Origin of the sequence: Streptomyces sp. B15, assembly GCF_018070605.1 — a bacterium.
GTDB classification, from domain to species: domain Bacteria; phylum Actinomycetota; class Actinomycetes; order Streptomycetales; family Streptomycetaceae; genus Streptomyces; species Streptomyces smyrnaeus.
The window spans coordinates 21,375-39,156 of sequence record NZ_JAGPXJ010000075.1; the positions used below are offsets into that span (position 1 = coordinate 21,375).

Annotated in this window: 19 protein-coding genes; 9 read left to right on the forward strand and 10 right to left on the reverse strand. The window is 72.5% G+C overall.

Features of this window, described 5'->3' with window-relative positions:
- Positions 1–12 precede the first annotated feature (12 nt).
- Positions 13–822 (reverse strand): HEAT repeat domain-containing protein, encoded by an 810-nt coding sequence (locus tag KBY19_RS27120; protein ID WP_180289631.1) that lies wholly within the window; start codon positions 820–822, stop codon positions 13–15.
- A gap of 37 nt (positions 823–859) precedes the next feature.
- Complete coding sequence (locus tag KBY19_RS27125) at positions 860–2,326, reverse strand: MFS transporter (protein ID WP_185016801.1); 1,467 nt, start codon at positions 2,324–2,326, stop codon at positions 860–862.
- Positions 2,327–2,427: 101 nt separating this feature from the next.
- Here KBY19_RS27125 and KBY19_RS27130 point away from each other — a divergent pair, with 101 nt between their 5' ends.
- Together KBY19_RS27130 and dusB are read left to right on the forward strand one after the other, a co-directional pair.
- Positions 2,428–3,333, forward strand: coding sequence for a helix-turn-helix transcriptional regulator (locus KBY19_RS27130; protein WP_210955356.1), 906 nt, complete (start codon positions 2,428–2,430; stop codon positions 3,331–3,333).
- A gap of 98 nt (positions 3,334–3,431) precedes the next feature.
- Positions 3,432–4,610 (forward strand): tRNA dihydrouridine synthase DusB, encoded by a 1,179-nt coding sequence (dusB, locus tag KBY19_RS27135; protein WP_099880593.1) that lies wholly within the window; start codon positions 3,432–3,434, stop codon positions 4,608–4,610.
- 60 nt (positions 4,611–4,670) lie between these two features.
- Here dusB and KBY19_RS27140 read toward each other — a convergent pair whose 3' ends face one another.
- A complete protein-coding gene (locus KBY19_RS27140; RefSeq protein WP_185016799.1) occupies positions 4,671–5,153 on the reverse strand; it encodes a gamma-glutamylcyclotransferase family protein in 483 nt (160 codons plus the stop codon).
- Positions 5,154–5,553: 400 nt separating this feature from the next.
- Here KBY19_RS27140 and ppdK point away from each other — a divergent pair, with 400 nt between their 5' ends.
- Entirely contained in the window at positions 5,554–8,328 is a 2,775-nt protein-coding gene (gene ppdK / locus KBY19_RS27145; RefSeq protein ID WP_099880590.1) for a pyruvate, phosphate dikinase, read from the forward strand.
- A gap of 138 nt (positions 8,329–8,466) precedes the next feature.
- On the opposite strand, the gene trxA is transcribed toward ppdK, so the two are convergent.
- From trxA to KBY19_RS27165, 4 genes are all read right to left on the reverse strand, one after another.
- The gene (gene trxA, locus KBY19_RS27150) at positions 8,467–8,808 is read right to left on the reverse strand and encodes a thioredoxin (RefSeq protein WP_210955357.1); all 342 of its coding nucleotides are present in this window, start codon (positions 8,806–8,808) and stop codon (positions 8,467–8,469) included.
- Positions 8,805–9,260 carry a MerR family transcriptional regulator gene (locus tag KBY19_RS27155; RefSeq protein ID WP_210966881.1) on the reverse strand — a complete coding sequence of 152 codons (456 nt, stop codon included), beginning with the start codon at positions 9,258–9,260 and terminating at the stop codon, positions 8,805–8,807. Before KBY19_RS27155 ends, trxA begins: the two co-directional genes overlap by 4 nt.
- 152 nt (positions 9,261–9,412) lie before the next feature.
- Positions 9,413–10,156, reverse strand: coding sequence for a response regulator (locus KBY19_RS27160; protein WP_099880585.1), 744 nt, complete (start codon positions 10,154–10,156; stop codon positions 9,413–9,415).
- A complete protein-coding gene (locus KBY19_RS27165) occupies positions 10,153–11,073 on the reverse strand; it encodes an oxidoreductase (RefSeq protein ID WP_099880583.1) in 921 nt (306 codons plus the stop codon). Before KBY19_RS27165 ends, KBY19_RS27160 begins: the two co-directional genes overlap by 4 nt.
- 147 nt (positions 11,074–11,220) lie before the next feature.
- Here KBY19_RS27165 and aroQ point away from each other — a divergent pair, with 147 nt between their 5' ends.
- Positions 11,221–11,730 (forward strand): type II 3-dehydroquinate dehydratase, encoded by a 510-nt coding sequence (aroQ, locus tag KBY19_RS27170; RefSeq protein ID WP_210955358.1) that lies wholly within the window; start codon positions 11,221–11,223, stop codon positions 11,728–11,730.
- A gap of 48 nt (positions 11,731–11,778) precedes the next feature.
- On the opposite strand, the gene KBY19_RS27175 is transcribed toward aroQ, so the two are convergent.
- Positions 11,779–12,102, reverse strand: a complete 324-nt coding sequence (locus tag KBY19_RS27175) for a cupin (protein ID WP_099880578.1) — start codon at positions 12,100–12,102, stop codon at positions 11,779–11,781.
- A 165-nt stretch (positions 12,103–12,267) separates the two neighbouring features.
- The gene (locus KBY19_RS27180) at positions 12,268–13,131 is read right to left on the reverse strand and encodes an NAD(P)H-binding protein (RefSeq protein WP_099880575.1); all 864 of its coding nucleotides are present in this window, start codon (positions 13,129–13,131) and stop codon (positions 12,268–12,270) included.
- Between the two features lie 140 nt (positions 13,132–13,271).
- On the opposite strand from KBY19_RS27180, the gene KBY19_RS27185 reads away from it, so the two are divergent.
- Entirely contained in the window at positions 13,272–14,246 is a 975-nt protein-coding gene (locus KBY19_RS27185) for an AraC family transcriptional regulator (RefSeq protein ID WP_099880573.1), read from the forward strand.
- 97 nt (positions 14,247–14,343) lie between these two features.
- Positions 14,344–15,051 (forward strand): helix-turn-helix transcriptional regulator, encoded by a 708-nt coding sequence (locus KBY19_RS27190; protein ID WP_210966882.1) that lies wholly within the window; start codon positions 14,344–14,346, stop codon positions 15,049–15,051.
- Between the two features lie 16 nt (positions 15,052–15,067).
- On the opposite strand, the gene KBY19_RS27195 is transcribed toward KBY19_RS27190, so the two are convergent.
- Positions 15,068–15,463 (reverse strand): VOC family protein, encoded by a 396-nt coding sequence (locus tag KBY19_RS27195; protein ID WP_099880570.1) that lies wholly within the window; start codon positions 15,461–15,463, stop codon positions 15,068–15,070.
- Positions 15,464–15,560: 97 nt separating this feature from the next.
- On the opposite strand from KBY19_RS27195, the gene cutA reads away from it, so the two are divergent.
- The 3 genes from cutA to KBY19_RS27210 all read left to right on the forward strand — a co-directional run.
- Positions 15,561–15,893, forward strand: a complete 333-nt coding sequence (gene cutA / locus KBY19_RS27200; protein WP_099880567.1) for a divalent-cation tolerance protein CutA — start codon at positions 15,561–15,563, stop codon at positions 15,891–15,893.
- A 28-nt stretch (positions 15,894–15,921) separates the two neighbouring features.
- The gene (locus KBY19_RS27205) at positions 15,922–17,271 is read left to right on the forward strand and encodes a deoxyguanosinetriphosphate triphosphohydrolase (RefSeq protein ID WP_099880565.1); all 1,350 of its coding nucleotides are present in this window, start codon (positions 15,922–15,924) and stop codon (positions 17,269–17,271) included.
- Positions 17,272–17,542: 271 nt separating this feature from the next.
- Positions 17,543–17,782 (forward strand): FAD-dependent oxidoreductase (locus KBY19_RS27210; RefSeq protein ID WP_210966883.1); only part of this gene is annotated, 240 nt, incomplete at its 3' end.

Sequence of the window (17,782 nt, forward strand, 5' to 3'; positions counted from 1 at the left end):
GGAGGCTCCGGGCTAGCTGCCCGACGGCTCCGATGACGGCTCACGTGCCGCTTCCACCGCTTCGCGGACATCCGGATGCGGATCGTCGGCGAGGCCGTCCAGCAGTTCGGCCACTCCCGGGGTGGACCAGCGGGAGACCGCCCACACCAACTCCTCCCGCACCGCGGGGTCGGGGTGGGCGGCGAGGTGGGCCAGCTGGGCGAGAGGGCCCCGGCGGCGCATACCGAACCAGTGCAGGGTCTCGCGCAGCGCCGTCGGGTCGCCCGGGGAGCCGGCCGCGGCGACTCTGGCGAGCAACACCCTGGACGGTGGCGGCGGCCCGTCCAGCGGATGCGGCAACCGCTCGCGCAGTCGCCGCGAGCCGTACTCGCCGCGTACCCGGCAACCGTCGCAGGTGCAGGGGCGGACTCCGTGCGCCTCGGGCCAGTAGCGCCAGCCCACCGTCTGCGGCGCGGTGCGGATCCGGTGCACCTCGCGCGGCCGGACCGCCCGGGGCACGAACACCTCCCAGCCGCGCGGGTCGTCCAGCGCGGCGATCCGCCGTACGGCCTCGGCAGCGGGGACGGTGGCCTGTGCGCGTGCGTAGCGTCCCACCAGCACCTGCTGGGAGTCGTCCAGCCGCACATGGACGGCCACCAGTCCTCCCCGGCTGCCGAACCGGGCCAGTTCGCGCAGCCACTGGTGGGTCAGGGTGTACGACGGCAGCACCGGGAAGCAGTAGACCCCGCGTGCGCCCTCCTGCCCGCGGCCGGCCGCGCGGATTCCGGACCGTCGGATGCGCGGCGCGTTCGCCGCAGACGTCAGATGCACGAACATCGCCATGCCGGGCATGCTAGGCCGCCGTTCCGGCGCCGCTTCCTCAGCCCACCGAGCGGGGCATCCGGATGCCCATCACGAGCAGTGCCAGCAGCCCGCACCCCTGTACGGCCAGCACCACGGTGAGCGCCTCTCGCACGCCCAGGTGCGGCATCAGCGTGAGGAAGAGGGAGCCGAGGGTGGCGACGCCCAGGGCGAGGCCGGACTGCTGTGCTGTGGCGGCGAGCCCGCTGCCCGCGCCGGCGCGCGCGGCCGGGACCCCGGAGAGGACGACGCGGAAGTACGTGGGCAGTTGCAGACCCTGCCCCGCACCGCACAGCGCCAGCCCGGGGGCCAGGGCGAGGGGTGGCACATCGGGCCACCGTGCGAACAGGGCCAGCAGGAGCGCGCCCAGCCCGGCGCCCTGTGTGAGAGCGCTGAGTGCCAGCACGCGGCCGGCGCCGATCCGTTCGGTCAGCCGGGAGGCCAGGATGGAGCCGGCGAACTGGGCCAGCCCCATCGGCACCAGCGTGAGGCCCGCGGCCAACGCTCCGAAACGCAGCCCCTGCTGCAACAGCAGCGCACTTTCGAACATGAAGCTGCTGAAGCCCAGGAAGATGGGCGCCCCGGCCAGCAGCCCGCGCCGTACGCCGGGTTCACGCAGCAGGGAGGGCGGCAGCAGTGGGCTGCGGCCCGCGCGCTCCTCCCGGCGTTCGACGGCGAAGAACGCGTACGCCAGCAGCACCGCGGCCACCATCAGTGCGACCGACCACCACGGCCAGCCGGCCGCCCGCCCCTCCGTCAGCGGCAGCAGCAGGGCGACCAGACCGCACGCCAGCAGCACCGTCCCGGCGATGTCACCGCGGGCGGGCGCGTCCGAGCGGCTGTCCGGCACGGTGCGCACGCCCAGCGCCAGGGCGACCAGCACCACGGGAACGTTGATCAGGAAGATCGCCCGCCAGCTGGTGCCCGCCAGGTCGGCGGCGACCAGTATGCCGCCCAGCACCTGCCCGGTGACGATGGAGATCCCGCCGACCGAGCCGAACAGGCCGATGGCGCGGGTGCGCACCCGCCCCTCGCTCGTCGCGTGGATGGTGGCGAGCACCTGCGGGAACATCATCGCCGAGGCGGCGCCCTGCGCCAGCCGCGCGCCGATCAGCCACCACACGCCCGGGGCGAACCCGCAGGCGAGCGAGGTGACGCCGAACGCGACGACGCCCCACAGGAAGAGGCGGCGCCGTCCGAAGGTGTCGCCCAGCCGTCCGCCCAGTACGAGCAGCGAGGCATAGGCGACGGCGTAGCTGGCGACGACCATCTCCAGGGCTGCCGGAGAGGCGTCGAGATCGTTCTCGATACTCGGGAAGGCGACGTTGACGACGAAGAAATCGATCATGGGCAGCGCCGCACCCAGCAGCAAGGTGAACAGCCCGAGCGGCCGTAGCACGGCAGGGGCCTTCCGGGGTCCGGTTCCCTGCGCGGCCGGACGGGCTGCCGGGTCCGGACGTGCGGCGAGGGTGGCATCGTGACTCATGGGCACGAGCCTCGGGCACCCGTCAGCCTGGTACCAGACGGTCCTTGTCCTGGTACAACGACTACCTGGCAACAGGATGGGGGGTGCCTCATCCTGGTTCCATGAGCGTCAGCACCGGTACCGCCCGCCCCGACCCGGCCCGCCCGGACGACCCGGAGGGCTCCGCACCCGCCGACAGCGTGCGCCGCGAGGAGCTCGCCGCGTTCCTGCGCAGCAGGCGGGAGCGGATCAGACCGGAGCAGGTGGGACTGCCCAGGGGGCCGCGCCGCCGTACGCCGGGGCTGCGCCGCGAGGAGGTGGCGCATCTGTCGACGGTGGGGGTGACCTGGTACACGTGGCTGGAGCAGGCCCGCGACATCCAGGTGTCCGCGCAGGTGCTGGACTCCCTCTCGCGGGCGCTGATGCTGGACTCCAGCGAGCGCGCTCATCTGTTCGCGCTTGCGGCCACGGCCGATCCCACCCCGGCGAGCGAGACGACGGTGCTGCCGCAAGGGATCCGCCGGCTGCTCACCCAGCTCGAACCGTTCCCGGCCTGTGTGCAGAACGCGCGCTACGACATCCTGGCCCACAACCGCACCTACGGCCGCCTCCTCGGCGATCTGGACGCGATCGCGCCCGAGGACCGCAACTGCATGTGGCTGGCCTTCACCGACCCCGACTGGGCAGCCGCCATGCCGGACCGCCAAGAGACGATCCGGCTGATGACCGCCCGCTTCCGCTCCCGGATGGCCGAGCATCTGGCCGAGCCCGCCTGGAAGGCGCTGCTGAAGCGGATGGAGCACAGCTCACCGGAGTTCCGCGAGCTGTGGGAGCGGCACGAGGTGGCTCGCGCGGTCGACCGGACCAAGCGCTTCCGTAACGCGCACGTCGGGATGCTGTCCTTCAGCTACCACGGCCTGTGGCTGGGCCCGGCCGAGGGCGCCCGGCTGGGCACGTACGTACCCAGCGACGCGGAGACCCAGCGAGGGGTGGAGCGGCTGCTGCAGCTGATCGTCGAGGGCGGGTAGGCGGAGTGCGGGACCGTAGGGGGGACACGGGTCCGAATGGGGGACAATGGGGAGCTGCCCCGTACATCGCAGGAACGAGCCCGAGGAACCGTCGCCGCATGACCGAGTCGACCCAGCCGCTGCACATCGGAGAGCACACCGTCCAGCCGCCCGTCGTGCTGGCACCGATGGCTGGGATCACCAATGCCCCGTTCCGGACGCTGTGCCGGGAGTTCTCCGGCGGCCGGGGACTGTTCGTCAGCGAGATGATCACCACCCGGGCGCTGGTGGAGCGCAACGAGAAGACGATGCAGCTCGTCCACTTCGACGCGAGCGAGAAGCCGCGCTCCATCCAGCTCTACGGTGTCGACCCGGTGACCGTGGGCAAGGCGGTGCGGATGATCGCCGACGAGGATCTGGCCGACCACATCGATCTCAACTTCGGCTGCCCCGTCCCCAAGGTCACCCGCAAGGGCGGCGGCTCCGCGCTGCCGTACAAACGGCCGCTGCTGCGCGCCATCCTGCACGAGGCGGTGAACAACGCGGGCGGCCGGCCGGTGACGATGAAGATGCGCAAGGGCATCGACGACGACCACCTGACCTATCTGGACGCCGGGCGCATCGCCGTGCAGGAAGGCATCACGGCCATCGCCCTGCACGGCCGCACAGCGGCACAGCACTACGGCGGGACCGCCGACTGGGACGCCATCGCGCGCCTGAAGGAAGCCGTCAGCGAGATCCCGGTGCTGGGCAACGGCGACATCTGGTCGGCCGACGACGCGGTGCGGATGATGCGCCGGACCGGCTGCGACGGTGTCGTGGTCGGCCGTGGCTGTCTGGGGCGCCCTTGGCTGTTCGCGGACCTGGTGGCCGCCCTGTCCGGGGACGCGGCCGGTGGCGAAACCGGGGCCGGGAACGGTGCGACGGCGTATGCCCGGCCCACGCTGGGCGAGGTCGCCGACGTCATGGTGCGGCACGCGCGGCTGCTGGGGGAGTGGCTGGGGGACGAGGCGCGCGGCGTCATCGACTTCCGCAAGCACGTCGCCTGGTACACCAAGGGCTTCTCGGTCGGCTCCGAGCTGCGCAAGCGGCTGGCCGTCGCGGGCTCCTTGGAGGAGCTGCGGGCACTGCTCGACGAGCTGGATCTGTCCCAGCAGTGGCCACAAGGCGCCGACGGCCCGCGCGGCCGGACCCACTCGCGCAACAAGGTCGTGCTGCCCGACGGCTGGCTGGACGACCCGTACGAGTGCGGTACGGGCGTCGGGGCGGACGCCGAACTGGACACCTCCGGCGGTTGAGCCGCCCCCGGGGGAGGGGCTGCCCCTTTCTGCGCGTCGCGGCCTGCGGGTCGGTTGTGGTCACGCGCGCAGTTCCCCGCGCCCCTGACGGGGCACTGTCCCCTCCAGCCGTGCGGCGTACCGGTCCAACTGCCGCTCCGCGAAGGTGTCCGCCTCCCAGTTCTCCGGGCGAACCTCGCCCGGGGCCGCCCAGGTGTACGACCAGACCGTGCCGGGCCCCGGCAAACCCCCGGTGCTGCTCTCCACGGTGAGCGGCACCAGCTCGTACTCGTCGTCCTCGAAGTCATCCAACACCCGCCATTCGCGGGCGCTCAGCCCGCTCAGCAGCAGCCCGGACGCGCTCTGTCCCGGCGCCGGGACGAGACCGGGGTAGGGCCGGCGCGCCAGCGCCGCCGTGCGCCGGCCGGTGGCGGTTGCGGGGGTGCCGTCGGGGACGCGGCCGAGGAGGGCGGTCAGGATGCGGCCGAAGCGCAGGGTGCCGTAGACGAAGAGGGTGTCGGTCGCGGTGTCGACGGGGGCCAGACGGGTGTTCGGTTCGGTCATCGGGGCAATCTAACGCGGCGGACAGCCAGTCCGAATGGCGAGACGTTCACTCGTTCAGCGCAGTGATTCCCGCCACCTTGATAAGAGGCTCGCTCAAATGAGCGCTCAGATGTGAGTTGTAGGTCTCCAAGGAGCAGGCCGCGGTTTTACCGTGCCTTGGTTTCCGGGCTGTAGGCGCTCTTACTCTCCGTGAGTGAAAGGCGGCCTCCAGACGGCTCACCGTTATCAGTCGTTCGAGTTCTGAATGGTATGACCAATCAGCCTGGAGGGCTGCGCACTTTCGATCTCTCGGCAGACGGGTGGTTACAGCCGTGTGACATGCCGTTGGACGTACTCGTAAGCCTTTGATCTGGGTACGCTCCCCGCCGTCAGGGCAGCCGACCACGAGGAGCCGAGTCCGGTGCCGGTTCATGCGAAGAACACAGAGTCCGCGAACGCAGAGTCAGCAGTAGACGCGTCGCCGCAGCAGTCGCAGCAGCGGAAGTTCGTCTATGACTTCAGCGAGGGCAACAAGGACCTCAAGGACCTCCTCGGCGGGAAGGGAGCCAACCTCGCCGAGATGACCAACCTCGGTCTGCCCGTCCCTCCGGGCTTCACCATCACCACCGAAGCCTGCAAGGCGTACCTGGACTCCGGCGAGGCCCCCGCCGCGCTCCGGGACCAGGTGAGCGAGCACCTGGCCGGGCTGGAGAAGCGGATGGGCAAGAAGCTCGGCCAGGCCGACGACCCGCTGCTGGTCTCCGTGCGCTCCGGCGCCAAGTTCTCCATGCCCGGGATGATGGACACCGTCCTCAACATCGGGCTCTCCGACGAGTCCGTGCAGGGGCTCGCGGCGCAGTCCGGGGACGAGCGCTTCGCCTGGGACTCCTACCGCCGCCTCATCCAGATGTTCGGCGACACCGTGCTCGGCATCGACGGCGAGCGCTTCGCCGAGACGCTGGACGAGACCAAGAGCGCGCGCGGGGCCACCACCGATGTGGAGCTGACGGCGGACGACCTCAAGGAACTGGTCGGCAAGTTCAAGGCCATCGTCTCCGAGGAGACCGGCCGCGACTTCCCGCAGGACCCGCGCGAACAGATGGACCTGGCCGTCCGCGCGGTCTTCGACTCGTGGAACGGCAGCCGCGCCCGCCTCTACCGCCGCCAGGAACGCATCCCGCACGACCTGGGCACCGCGGTCAACATCTGCTCGATGGTCTTCGGCAACCTCGGCCCCGACTCCGGCACCGGCGTCGCCTTCACCCGCGACCCGGCCAGCGGCCAGCAGGGCGTCTACGGCGACTACCTGCAGAACGCCCAGGGCGAGGACGTCGTCGCCGGCATCCGCAACACCGTGCCGCTCGCCGACCTCGAACAGCTGGACAAGGCGTCGTACGACCAGCTGATGCAGATCATGGAGACCCTGGAGACCCACTACCGGGATCTGTGCGACATCGAGTTCACCATCGAGCGCGGCAAACTGTGGATGCTGCAGACCCGCGTCGGCAAGCGCACCGCGGCGGCCGCCTTCCGGATCGCCACCCAGCTCGTGGACCAGGGGCTGATCGACGAGGCCGAGGCGCTGCAGCGGGTCAACGGGGCCCAGCTCGCCCAGCTGATGTTCCCCCGCTTCGACAGCAACGGCGGCGTCAAGGACGCCGAGCAGATCGGCTGGGGCATCGCCGCCTCGCCGGGCGCCGCCGTCGGCAAGGCCGTCTTCGACTCCTACACCGCCATCAAGTGGTCCCGCTCCGGCGAGAAGGTCATCCTCATCCGCCGCGAGACCAACCCCGACGACCTGGACGGCATGCTCGCCGCCGAGGGCATCCTCACCTCGCGCGGCGGCAAGACCTCGCACGCGGCCGTCGTCGCCCGCGGTATGGGCAAGACCTGCGTGTGCGGCGCCGAGGAGCTGGAGGTCGACACCAAACGGCGCTGCCTCAAGACCCCCGGCGGCAAGGTCGTCGAGGAGGGCGACGTCGTCTCCATCGACGGCTCCACCGGCAAGGTCTACGCCGGCGAGGTGCCGGTCGTGCCCTCCCCGGTCGTGGAGTACTTCGAGGGCCGGATGCACGCGGGCGCCGACGACGCCGACGAGCTGGTCAAGGCCGTCCACCGGATCATGGCGTACGCCGACCGGGTGCGCAGGCTGCGGGTACGGGCCAACGCCGACAACGCCGAGGACGCCGCGCGCGCCCGCCGGTTCGGCGCGCAGGGCATCGGCCTGTGCCGTACCGAGCACATGTTCCTCGGGGAGCGCCGCGAGCTGGTCGAGCGGCTCATCCTCGCCGACACCGAGGACGAGCGCGAGCGGGCGCTGGGCGCGCTGCTCCCGCTCCAGCAGGGCGACTTCATCGAGCTTTTCGAGTCCATGGACGGCCTCCCGGTGACGGTGCGGCTGCTGGACCCGCCGCTGCACGAGTTCCTGCCCGACATCACCGAGCTGTCGGTGCGGGTCGCGCTCGCCGAGTCCCGCAAGGACGCCAACGAGAACGATCTGCGGCTCCTCCAGGCCGTACACCGGCTGCACGAGCAGAACCCCATGCTGGGCCTGCGCGGCGTCCGCCTCGGCCTGGTCATCCCCGGCCTGTTCACCATGCAGATCCGCGCCATCGCCGAGGCCGCCGCGGCACGCAAGGCCGGCGGCGGCGACCCGCGTGCGGAGATCATGATTCCGCTGGTCGGTACGGTGCAGGAGCTGGAACTGGTCCGCGAGGAGGCCGAGCAGGTCATCGCCGAGGTCGAGCGGGAGCACAACGTCGAGCTGGGACTCACCCTCGGCACCATGATCGAGCTGCCCCGCGCGGCGCTCACCGCCGGTCAGATCGCCGAGTGCGCCGACTTCTTCTCCTTCGGCACCAACGACCTCACCCAGACCGTGTGGGCCTTCAGCCGCGACGACGTGGAGGCCAGCTTCTTCACCGCCTACCTGGAGAAGGGCATCTTCGGCGTCTCCCCGTTCGAGACCATCGACAAGGACGGCGTGGGCTCGCTGGTCCGCAGCGCGGCCGAGGCGGGGCGGGCCACCCGGCCCGACCTCAAGCTCGGTGTCTGCGGCGAGCACGGCGGCGACCCGGAGTCGGTGCACTTCTTCCACGAGGTCGGCCTCGACTACGTCTCCTGCTCCCCCTTCCGCATCCCGGTCGCCCGGCTGGAGGCGGGCCGCGCGGCGGCCCAGCAGCAGGCGGCGGAGTAACCAGAGCCATCCCACCCCCCGGGCCCCCGTTCGCACCGACCCTCACCGCGGACGACGGCCCGGCCCAGGAGGCGGCACCCGTGCGGGGGTGCCGCCTCCTTTTCTCGGCCGGAGCGCTTGCGGGGGACGCCGCTCGTGTCAGGGCGCCTCGTCCAAACCCAGCTGCTCCACCAAGCGGCGCTTGGGCTGGGCGCCCACGACGGAGCGGGCGGGCTCGCCACCACGAAAGAGAACGAGCGTCGGCATCGACAGGACGCCGTACGCGGCCTGGGTCTCCGGGTTGCGGTCCACATCGAGGGAGACGACCTTCAAGGCGCCGGCCCGCTCCTCGGCGAGCCGGCCCAGGACCGGCGCGACCATCCGGCACGGCGGGCACCACTCGGCGGTGAAGTCGACCAGTACGGGGATGTCGGAGCGCAGCACCTCCTCGGCGAACGTCGCGTCCGTGACTTCCAGTAGCTGTGCGGCGGTTGCGGTCATGGCCTCGTGTCTCCCTCACGTTCCTGGCGGGTGTCCGGCACCGGGTCCGGCGGGGCCAGTTCGCACCGGGGTTCGGGACCGTGCGGGGAGCCCGCCGTCGCCTCGACCTCGGCACGGGCCAGCCGTGCGCCGACCTCCTCCCGTACGGAGCGCAGTTCGGCGATGCACGCGTCCAGTTCGGCGAGCTTGCGGCGGTAGACCTCCAGCGAGTCCGGGCAGGAGTCGCCCTCGGGATGGCCCGCGCGCAGGCACTCCACGAACGGCCGGGTCTCCTCCAGTTCGAAGCCGTTCTCCCGCAGCGCCCTGATCTGCCGCAGCACCCGCAGGTCGTCCTCGCCGAACGTGCGGTACCCGTGCGCGTCCCGCGCCACGGTCAGCAGCCCCCGCGACTCGTAGTAGCGCAGGGTCCGCGTGGTCGTACCGGCGCGCTCCGCCAGTTCTCCGATGCGCATACGGCCCTCCTTTCCGCGTGCTCTTCCTCCGTGGCGTCCGCCGTTGTGCTCGTACGGTCTTCCGCACGCTATGGATTGACGCTGACGTCAACGCAACAGACGCCGACCGCCGACGCAGCAGTGGAAGAAAAGCATCGCCGGGCGGCCGGAGGTCACACCCGGTGGTAGCGGCGCTCGGGGCGGCCCGTCGTGCCGTACCGCAGGGTCACCCGGGCGGTGCCGGTCGCCACGAAGTGCTCCAGATAGCGGCGGGCGCTCACCCGGGACAGCCCGCTGTGCTCGGCGCACTCGGAGGCCGACAGCCCCGTCTCCCGGGGGCTGGCGTCCAGCGCGGAGCGCACCAGTGCCGAGGTCTGCTCCGTGAGGCCCTTGGGCAGCGGGCGGGTACGGGTCGCCACTGCGGCGCTTTCGACCGCCTGCCGCGCCGTGTCGGGGGCGGCAGGCGGCACCCCCGTACCGCCGCCGGAGAACACCCGGTCCAGCTCCTCCTGGCCGGGCGCGCTCAGCGACTCGAACTCGCGCCGCTCCTGTGCGTACCGCTCCAGCCGTTCGCTCAGCAGCCGCCCCTCGAACGGCTTGACGACGTACTGCACCGCCCCGCCGTGCCGCGCGGCCCGTACGCTCGCCGCGTCCCGCGCCGCCGTGATCACCAGGACGTCCGGGCCCCCGCCCGGCGCGCCGGAACCGCGCAGCTGCCGCAGCACCTCCAGCCCGCTCACATCGGGCAGATACAGATCCAGCAGCACCAGGTCGGGCCCGGTCTCCCGCACCAGTGCGAGCGCCTCCGACCCGCTGTGCGCCACCGCCGCGACCTCGAACCCGGGCACCCGGGAGACCAGCGTGCTGTGCAGCCTGGCCACCATGAAGTCGTCGTCGACCACCAGCACCCGGATCACGAAGGCACCCCGTAGGTGACCCCGGTCAGCTGCTCCGAGGCGGCCCACAGCCGTTCGGCAGCCACATCGCTGAGTGTCCAGGGCGCCCGCCAGGACGGCGCAGGAGCTCCCCGCCAGCCCAGCAGCCGCGGCCCGGTGAAGGAGTCCGGAGCCACCCCGCGCGCCGTCGCCGCGTACAGCGTCGGCAGCGCGCCCGCCTCCGCGGACTGCGCGACGACCCTGTTGCCCAGTGCGAACACTCTCTCGACGGTCTTCCTGCCCTCCATGCGCACCCCCGCCGTCTGCAGGTTGGTGGCCGCGTAGCCGGGGTGTGCCGCGGCGGCGACCAGCGGGGTGCCGGCCAGCAGACGGGCCAGCTCGTGCGTGAAGAGCAGATTGGCGGTCTTGGAGCGGGCGTAGGCCACCCAGCGCCGATAGGAGTGCTCACTGTTGAGATCCGCGATGTCGATGTTGGCCAGCGCGTGCAAGCCGCTGGAGACGGTGACGACGCGCGGTGCGGGAGCGGCCAGCAGCCGGTCCAGCAGCAGCCCGGTGAGGGCGAAGTGCCCTAGGTGGTTGACGCCGAACTGCAGCTCGAAACCGTCCGCCGTCCTGCCGTACGGCAGCGCCATCACCCCGGCGTTGTTGATCAGCAGATCGACCCGCTCGTCCGGCAGCTCCTTGACGAATGCCCGTACCGACGCCAGGTCGCCCAGATCGAGCCGGCGCAGCTCGGTGCGCGGTCCCGCCTCCGGCAGCTCCGAGACGAGCTCGTCCCGCGCCCGGCTGCCGCGCTCCTCGTCACGACAGGCCAGTACGGTGCGGGCACCGCGGCGCGCCAGCTCCCGGGCCGTCACGAAGCCGAGCCCGCTGTTGGCGCCGGTCACGACCACCGTACGGCCGCTCTGGTCCGGAATGTTCCGCGCTGTCCAGCCCATCGCTCGCCCTGCTCCTCGCCTCGATCAGCCCCCTCACCTGTGGAGGCTAGCGGCAGGCCCACGGACGGTCGAGGTCAACGGCACGGCGACCCTGTGCCCGGCCCCGCGGCCGGTGGGGGCCGCCCCGCCGCGCTCTAGGCTGCACCCATGAACGCGAATTCCCCTTCTGCCGCAGCACCCGCGGCCAGGCCGCGCGTGCTGCTCCTGCACGGCCCCAACCTCAACCTGCTCGGCGAGCGCGACCACGCCACCTACGGCAGCACCACCCTGCGGGACGTCGAGGAGCGCACCACGGCGCTCGGTCTGGAGCTGGGCGCCGAGGTGCGCTGTGCGCAGAGCAACAGCGAGGGAGCGCTCATCGACCTCGTCCACGCCACCCGCAGCGGTGACGACGGCATCGTCTTCAACCCCGGCGCCTACGCGCACTACAGCTACGCGCTGCGCGACGCCATCGAGGCCGTCGCCGGGCTGGGCATCCCGTGCGTGGAGGTGCACATCTCCAACGTGCACGCCCGTGAGCCCTTCCGGCACACCTCGGTGACGGCGCCGGTGTGCCAGGGAATGGTCTCCGGGCACGGGATCTTCGGCTATGAGCTGGCGCTGCGTTCGGTACTGCACCGCGTAGCGGAGTGGCGCGCCGCCCGCCCGGGGGCCTGACCCGCACCACCGTGGCCGAGAGCATGGCCGAGAGCACCGCGGCCCCGCTCAGTCGGTTCCCGTCACCGCCGTCAGGATGAAGACCGTGTCCTCCAGCGCGAGCACGCCGTGCCGCAGATGCGGCACCCGCTGGATCTGCCCGGCACCGACATCCTGGTCGGCGGTGCCCTCGGTGAGCCGGATGCTGCCCTGCAGGACGTGGACGCTCGCCGCCGGAGGCGTGTTGTGCTCCTCCAGCGACGAACCTTGCGTCAGCGCGATGACGGACTGCCTCAGTGGTCCGTCGTGCAGGAAGAGATACGCGCTGCGGCCGTGCGGGTCTTTCCTTGCCAGCGCCAGGTGCTCGGCTGCCAGTGCGGTCACATCATCCATGCGTCCATCGTGCCTCGCACGGCACACGATGCAACCGGCCGACCCGCGGTACCGCGGCGGATTCCCCCGATCCCTCCGTGTCCCTCCGTGTCCCTCCGTGCCCCGGCACCGGCCGGACGCGTGGCCCGGCCCGTGCCGGATCCCGGCCCCGGCGGTGCCGGACCGTCAGCCCTGCCACGCCCCTTTCGCCGCCGCCTCGCGTGCGAAGTCGGTGAAGTCCCGCGCCGGACGGCCCAGCGCCTCCCGCACACCGTCCGAGACGACCGCGTTGCGCCCGTCCATCATGTGCCCGAACATCTCGACCAGGAACGCCACCAGGCCCGGGTCCAGGCCCTGCCCGGCCAGCCACCGGGCGTACTCCTCCGGCGCGAGGGGCACATAGCGCACCGTCGGCCCGCCGGCCGCGGACACCTCGGCGAGCGCCTCCGCGAAACCGAGCAGCCGTGGCCCCGTCAGATCGTGGACGCGCCCGTGGTGACCCTCCTCGGTCAGCGCGGCAACCGCCACTTGGGCGATGTCGTCCGCGTCGATGAACGGCTCACGCACCTCGCCCGCCGGGAAGGGGAGTTCGCCCTCCAGGACGGACGGCAGGAAGACTCCCTCGCTGAAGTTCTGGAAGAACCAACTGGCGCGCAGGATGGTCCACTCCGTGCCCGCGTCCCGGATCGCCTGCTCGGTGGGCAGCGCCGACTCCTCGCCGCGCGCCGAGAGCAGAACCAGCCGCCGCACCCCGGCATGTGCGGCCCGCTGGGCGAACGCGCTCACCGTCTGCGCGGTACCCGGGGCGCCCACGTCGGGCTGGCAGACGACGAAGACGGCGCCCACCCCGTGCAGCGCGGCGTCCCAGGTGGCGGGGGAGTCCCAGTCGAACGGCGGTTCCGCCGAGCGGGAGCCCACCCGCACCGGACGGCCGCGCTCGCGCAGCCGCTCGACGACTCTGCTGCCGTTCGTGCCGGTGCCGCACAGGACGAGGATCGGGGCCTGTGCACCGGGCTGCTGTGCTGCGTTCGCTGTCGTGTGCTGTGTCATGGCTCCAGCCAACGCCGTCCGGCGCCGCGGAAACATCGCTCAGGGGCTCAGCCCCATGTCCATGCGTCTAAGCTGCTGCTGTGACTGCGGTCGTGACGCGGAGTGCTGGGCCGGCCGGGCCGACCGGTCGGGCCGGCCAGATGAGACAGGCCAGGGACGCCGACGGGCTCACCGAGGCGCTCACCGATGTGCTGAGCGGGGCGCGGGCCCGGGGAGGGCTCTTCCACCGGGTGCTCCTCGCCCCGCCGTGGGGCGTGCGCGTACAGGACGGCACCCCGCTGTCCGTGGCCTCCATGCTCAGCGGCGAGGGCTGGGTACGGCACAGCGAGGACCCGAGGCCGGTACGGATGGCGCCCGGTGACGTGGTGGTGCTGCGGGGGCCCGCGCCGTACGTGCTCTGCGACGACCCGGCGACCGAGCCGGGGCTGCTGATCCAGCCTGGCGACTGCTGCACCACCCCGGACGGTGTCGACATGTGCGAGGAGCTTGCACTGGGGGTGCGCACCTGGGGCCGCAGTCCGCAGGATCCGGCAGCGCTGCTGAGCGGCAACTACCAGTTGCACGGCGACCTCAGCGCCCGGCTGCTCGACGCACTGCCGCCCGTGCTGGTGCTGCGCGAGCACGAGTGGGACTCGGGGCTGCTGGGGCTGGTCGCCGCCGAGGTCGTCAAGGACGCGCCGGGTCAGCAGATGGTGCTCGACCGGCTGCTGGACCTGCTGCTGGTCTCCGTGCTGCGGGCCTGGTTCGCGCGTCCCGAGGCGCACGCACCGGCCTGGTACCGCGCGCAGAGTGATCCGGTGGTCGGGGTGGTGCTGCGGCTGCTGCACGAGCAGCCGGGACACGCTTGGACGGTGGCCGCCCTCGCCGCGACGGCCGGGGTGTCCCGGGCGAGCCTCGCCCGCCGCTTCACCGAACTGGTCGGCGAGCCGCCCATGACCTACCTCGCCCACTGGCGCATCGACCTCGCGGCGCGGCTGCTGCGCGAACGGGACGCGACGCTGGGTGCCGTGGCACGCCGGGTCGGGTACGCGGACGGTTTCGCGCTGAGCGCCGCCTTCAAACGGCTGCGAGGGGTCAGCCCCGCGGCGTACCGGGCGGGACTCACCACGCACTGAGCCCGCTGCCCGCCCGGCTGTCCGACCGCCCGGCCCGAGCCGTCCGGCCGTCCGGCCGTCCGATGACGCTGTCGGTGGCCGGGTGCATCCTGGGGCCATGTACGAGGAACGGGCGTCGCGGCTGCGCGGCGCCGTGGCGTGGACCCGTGGACCCGTGCCCCCGGGAACGGCCGGGCGCGTGCTGCCCGACGGCTGCATGGATCTGCTGCTGTGGAACTTCGTCGTCGCCGGGCCGGACACCCGTGCGCACCTGGCCACCGAGCGCCGCGGACTGCCGGTGTACGGGCTGCGGCTGCCGCCGGGGACCGGTCCACGCGTCTTCGGCGTACCCGCCCGGGAACTGCGCGATCAGCGGGTGCCGCTGGCCGACCTGTGGCCGCGAGGACAGGCGCGTGAGCTGCACGAGCGGGTCGCGGGGGCCGGCGACCCGCTCGCCGCCCTGGAGTCGGTCGCCGAACGTCGGCTGGCGGCCGAGCGGCACGCTGCCGCCGATCCGCGTGCCGCCGCGCTGGTGGACGCCGTCGTCGCCGCGCTGCGAGACGGTGCGGGAGTCGCCCAGGTCGCCCGCCGGGTCGGCCTGAGCGAGCGTCAGCTGCACCGCAGATGCCGGGACTCCTTCGGGTACGGCGCCAAGACGCTGGCCCGGGTGCTGCGGATGCAGCGGGCACTGCGCCTCGCGGGGGCAGGCACCAGTCTGGCGGACACGGCGTCGCGCGCCGGATACGCGGACCAGGCCCACCTGGCCCGCGAGGTCCGCGCTCTCGCGGGCGTCCCGATCACGGAGGTGCTCCGCCGCCCCGGCTGACCGAGCGGTGCCCCGGCTAACCGAGCGGTGCGAACAGGTCGATCCCGTTGCCGTCCGGGTCGAGCACGACGGCGTAGCGCTGCCCCCAAGCGGCGTTCCAGGGGGCGTGGTGGCCCTCGTAACCGGCGTCGGTCAGCTCGGTGTACAGCTTGTCGACCTCGGCCGGTGCGTCGCACAGGAACGCCAGCCCGATCCGGCCGGCTCCCCGCGGCGGCGGCGTCCACTCCGGGTCGAACGAGCGGATGGTCTCCTCGGTGTCCCAGGCGATCCGTACGCCGCCCGGCCCGGCGTACTCCACATGCGGCTGTGCGTCCGCGTCCGCGGGGATGTCCAGCCCGAGCCGCCGGTAGAAGGCCAGCGAGGCGGCCATGTCACTGGTGGCGATACCGATGAGGTCGAAACGAGGTGTCATACCCGCACGCTAGGGCGCCGGGCCGGGCCCGTCTTGAACGTTTCGGCCCTCTGCTGCCTCTCGGCGCCCCTCGCCGACGCCCCTTTACCCTGGGCCGATGGCCGAGATCCTGACCGTATTGACGACGACCAGCACCCAGGAGCAGGCGAAGGAGCTCGCCGCGGCGGCGATCGAACGCAGGCTGGCGGCGTGCGCGCAGCTCAACGGCCCGGTCACCTCGGTGTACCGGTGGGAGGGTGCCGTGCAGACGGACCCCGAGTGGCAGGTGCTGTTCAAGACGAGCGCCGCGCGCTACGACGCGCTGGAGGCGTATCTGAGCGAGGCCCACCCGTACGACGTACCGGAGATCATCGCCGCTCCGGTGGTGCACGGCAGCGCGGCGTACCTGGAGTGGGTGGCCGAGGAGACGCGACCCGCCCCACAGCCCTGAGGCCGCGCCGTGCGGTTACGGTCGGCGTATGCACGCCTCTCCCGGCACGCCCGCCCACGGCCCCGACGGCACCCCCGCGGTGGAGGGTGGCGCCCCACCGGCCCCGCGCTACGCGCCTGCCGATGTCGAGCGCTGGGTGCCGGAGCCGGACAAACGTCCGGGGCGCACCGCCTTCCAGCGTGACCGGGCCCGCGTCCTGCACTCGGCGGCGCTGCGCCGGCTGGCGGGCAAGACGCAGATGGTGGCACCGGGCAGCGCCAGCCCGGCGTGGGACGCGACGCCGCGCACCCGGCTGACGCACTCCCTGGAGTGCGCCCAGGTGGGCCGGGAGCTGGGCGCCGCACTGGGCTGCGACCCGGACCTGGTCGAGACGGCGTGCCTCGCCCACGACCTGGGCCACCCGCCGTTCGGCCACAACGGTGAGGCCGTGCTGGACGAGATCGCCGCACCGGCGGGCGGTTTCGAGGGGAACGCGCAGTCGCTGCGGCTGCTGACCCGGCTGGAGCCCAAACGATTCTCCGAGGAGCCGGACGGACAGGAGTACGTCGGAGTCAATCTGACGCGTGCCGCGCTGGACGCCGCCACCAAGTACCCGTGGCGGCGCGGCGAGCACCCGACGGACCCGGATTCCGGCAAGTTCGGCGTCTACGAGGAGGACCTGCCGGTCTTCCACTGGCTGCGCAAGGGCGCGCCGGAGGGCCGCAGGTGCTTCGAGGCGCAGGTCATGGACTGGTCGGACGATGTGGCCTACTCGGTGCACGACCTGGAGGACGGCATCAGGGCCGGGCATCTGGACCCGCGCATGCTGCTGTCGGGCCCTGAGCGCAGCGAGGTGTTCGCCGTCGCAGCCGAGCGCTACGCCCCCGGCGCGGTGGACGACGAGCCGGCCGCGGCGCTCGACCGGCTGCTGGCGCAGGAGTGGTGGCCGCACGGCTACGACGGCACGGCCCTGGACCAGGCCCGGCTCAAGGACGCCAGCAGCCAGCTGATCGGCCGCTTCTGCCTGGCCGCCGAGGCCGCGACCCGCTCCGCCTACGGTTCGGGCCCACTGACCCGGTACGCCGCCGAGCTGATCGTCCCCGAGGCGGCCCGGCTGGAGTGCGCCGTCCTCAAGGCGGTCGCCGACCGCTATGTGATGCAGCGCCCGGATCTGGAGCGGCTCCGGCGCGAGCAGCGCGTCGTCGTCCGCGAGCTGGCCGAGGCGCTGCTGGCCCGCGCTCCCGAGGGCCTGGACCCGCAGTACGCGGATCTGTACGCGGAGGCGGCCGGATCGGCCGAGCCGGCCGTGGCCCGGCTGCGGGTGGTCGTCGACCAGATCTCCACACTCACCGACGCCGCGGCCCGCTCCCTGCACCGCGCGCTGACGATGCCGGGGTGATCCGGATGACCGGGGCGGCCCGGATGACCGGGGTGGTCCGGATGACCGGGGCGGCCCGGACGAGGGGTGCGAGACCGGTCGTGCGGCACCGGGTCCCGCCGCGCGCCCCCTGAGGCTCCACCCCGAGCCCCGGAACTCACCGTGGCGCTCATACGTCCCATCCATGCCCCCTGCCTCTTCCCGCGCCTGCCCCGATGCGGGACGCTCACGTGTGGACGACGGGGGACAGCACGGCCCGCAGGGGGCAGCGTCTTCGAGGAGGAGGCTTCAAGTGGTCGACGCACACCGTACGTTCGTCATCGTCGGCGGGGGACTGGCGGGGGCGAAAGCCGCCGAGACCCTGCGCGCGGAAGGGTTCACCGGCCGCGTCATCCTGATCGGCGACGAGCGCGACCATCCCTACGAGCGCCCCCCGCTCTCCAAGGGCTACCTCACCGGTTCGGACGAGCGCGACAGCGTCTTCGTGCACGAGCCCGCCTGGTACGCCGCCGCCGACATCGAACTCCATCTG

Coding starts and splice junctions, on each gene's coding strand:
- KBY19_RS27195 (WP_099880570.1), bottom strand. CDS start 15,463: ATGACACCTCGTTTCGACCTCATCGGTATCGCCACCAGTGACATGGCC.
- KBY19_RS27155 (WP_210966881.1), bottom strand. CDS start 9,260: ATGCGCATCGGAGAACTGGCGGAGCGCGCCGGTACGACCACGCGGACC.
- KBY19_RS27185 (WP_099880573.1), top strand. CDS start 13,272: ATGAGACAGGCCAGGGACGCCGACGGGCTCACCGAGGCGCTCACCGAT.
- aroQ (WP_210955358.1), top strand. CDS start 11,221: ATGAACGCGAATTCCCCTTCTGCCGCAGCACCCGCGGCCAGGCCGCGC.
- KBY19_RS27180 (WP_099880575.1), bottom strand. CDS start 13,131: ATGACACAGCACACGACAGCGAACGCAGCACAGCAGCCCGGTGCACAG.
- KBY19_RS27175 (WP_099880578.1), bottom strand. CDS start 12,102: ATGGATGATGTGACCGCACTGGCAGCCGAGCACCTGGCGCTGGCAAGG.
- dusB (WP_099880593.1), top strand. CDS start 3,432: ATGACCGAGTCGACCCAGCCGCTGCACATCGGAGAGCACACCGTCCAG.
- cutA (WP_099880567.1), top strand. CDS start 15,561: ATGGCCGAGATCCTGACCGTATTGACGACGACCAGCACCCAGGAGCAG.
- KBY19_RS27165 (WP_099880583.1), bottom strand. CDS start 11,073: ATGGGCTGGACAGCGCGGAACATTCCGGACCAGAGCGGCCGTACGGTG.
- KBY19_RS27140 (WP_185016799.1), bottom strand. CDS start 5,153: ATGACCGAACCGAACACCCGTCTGGCCCCCGTCGACACCGCGACCGAC.
- KBY19_RS27205 (WP_099880565.1), top strand. CDS start 15,922: ATGCACGCCTCTCCCGGCACGCCCGCCCACGGCCCCGACGGCACCCCC.
- KBY19_RS27190 (WP_210966882.1), top strand. CDS start 14,344: ATGTACGAGGAACGGGCGTCGCGGCTGCGCGGCGCCGTGGCGTGGACC.
- KBY19_RS27120 (WP_180289631.1), bottom strand. CDS start 822: ATGGCGATGTTCGTGCATCTGACGTCTGCGGCGAACGCGCCGCGCATC.
- KBY19_RS27130 (WP_210955356.1), top strand. CDS start 2,428: ATGAGCGTCAGCACCGGTACCGCCCGCCCCGACCCGGCCCGCCCGGAC.
- trxA (WP_210955357.1), bottom strand. CDS start 8,808: ATGACCGCAACCGCCGCACAGCTACTGGAAGTCACGGACGCGACGTTC.
- KBY19_RS27125 (WP_185016801.1), bottom strand. CDS start 2,326: ATGAGTCACGATGCCACCCTCGCCGCACGTCCGGACCCGGCAGCCCGT.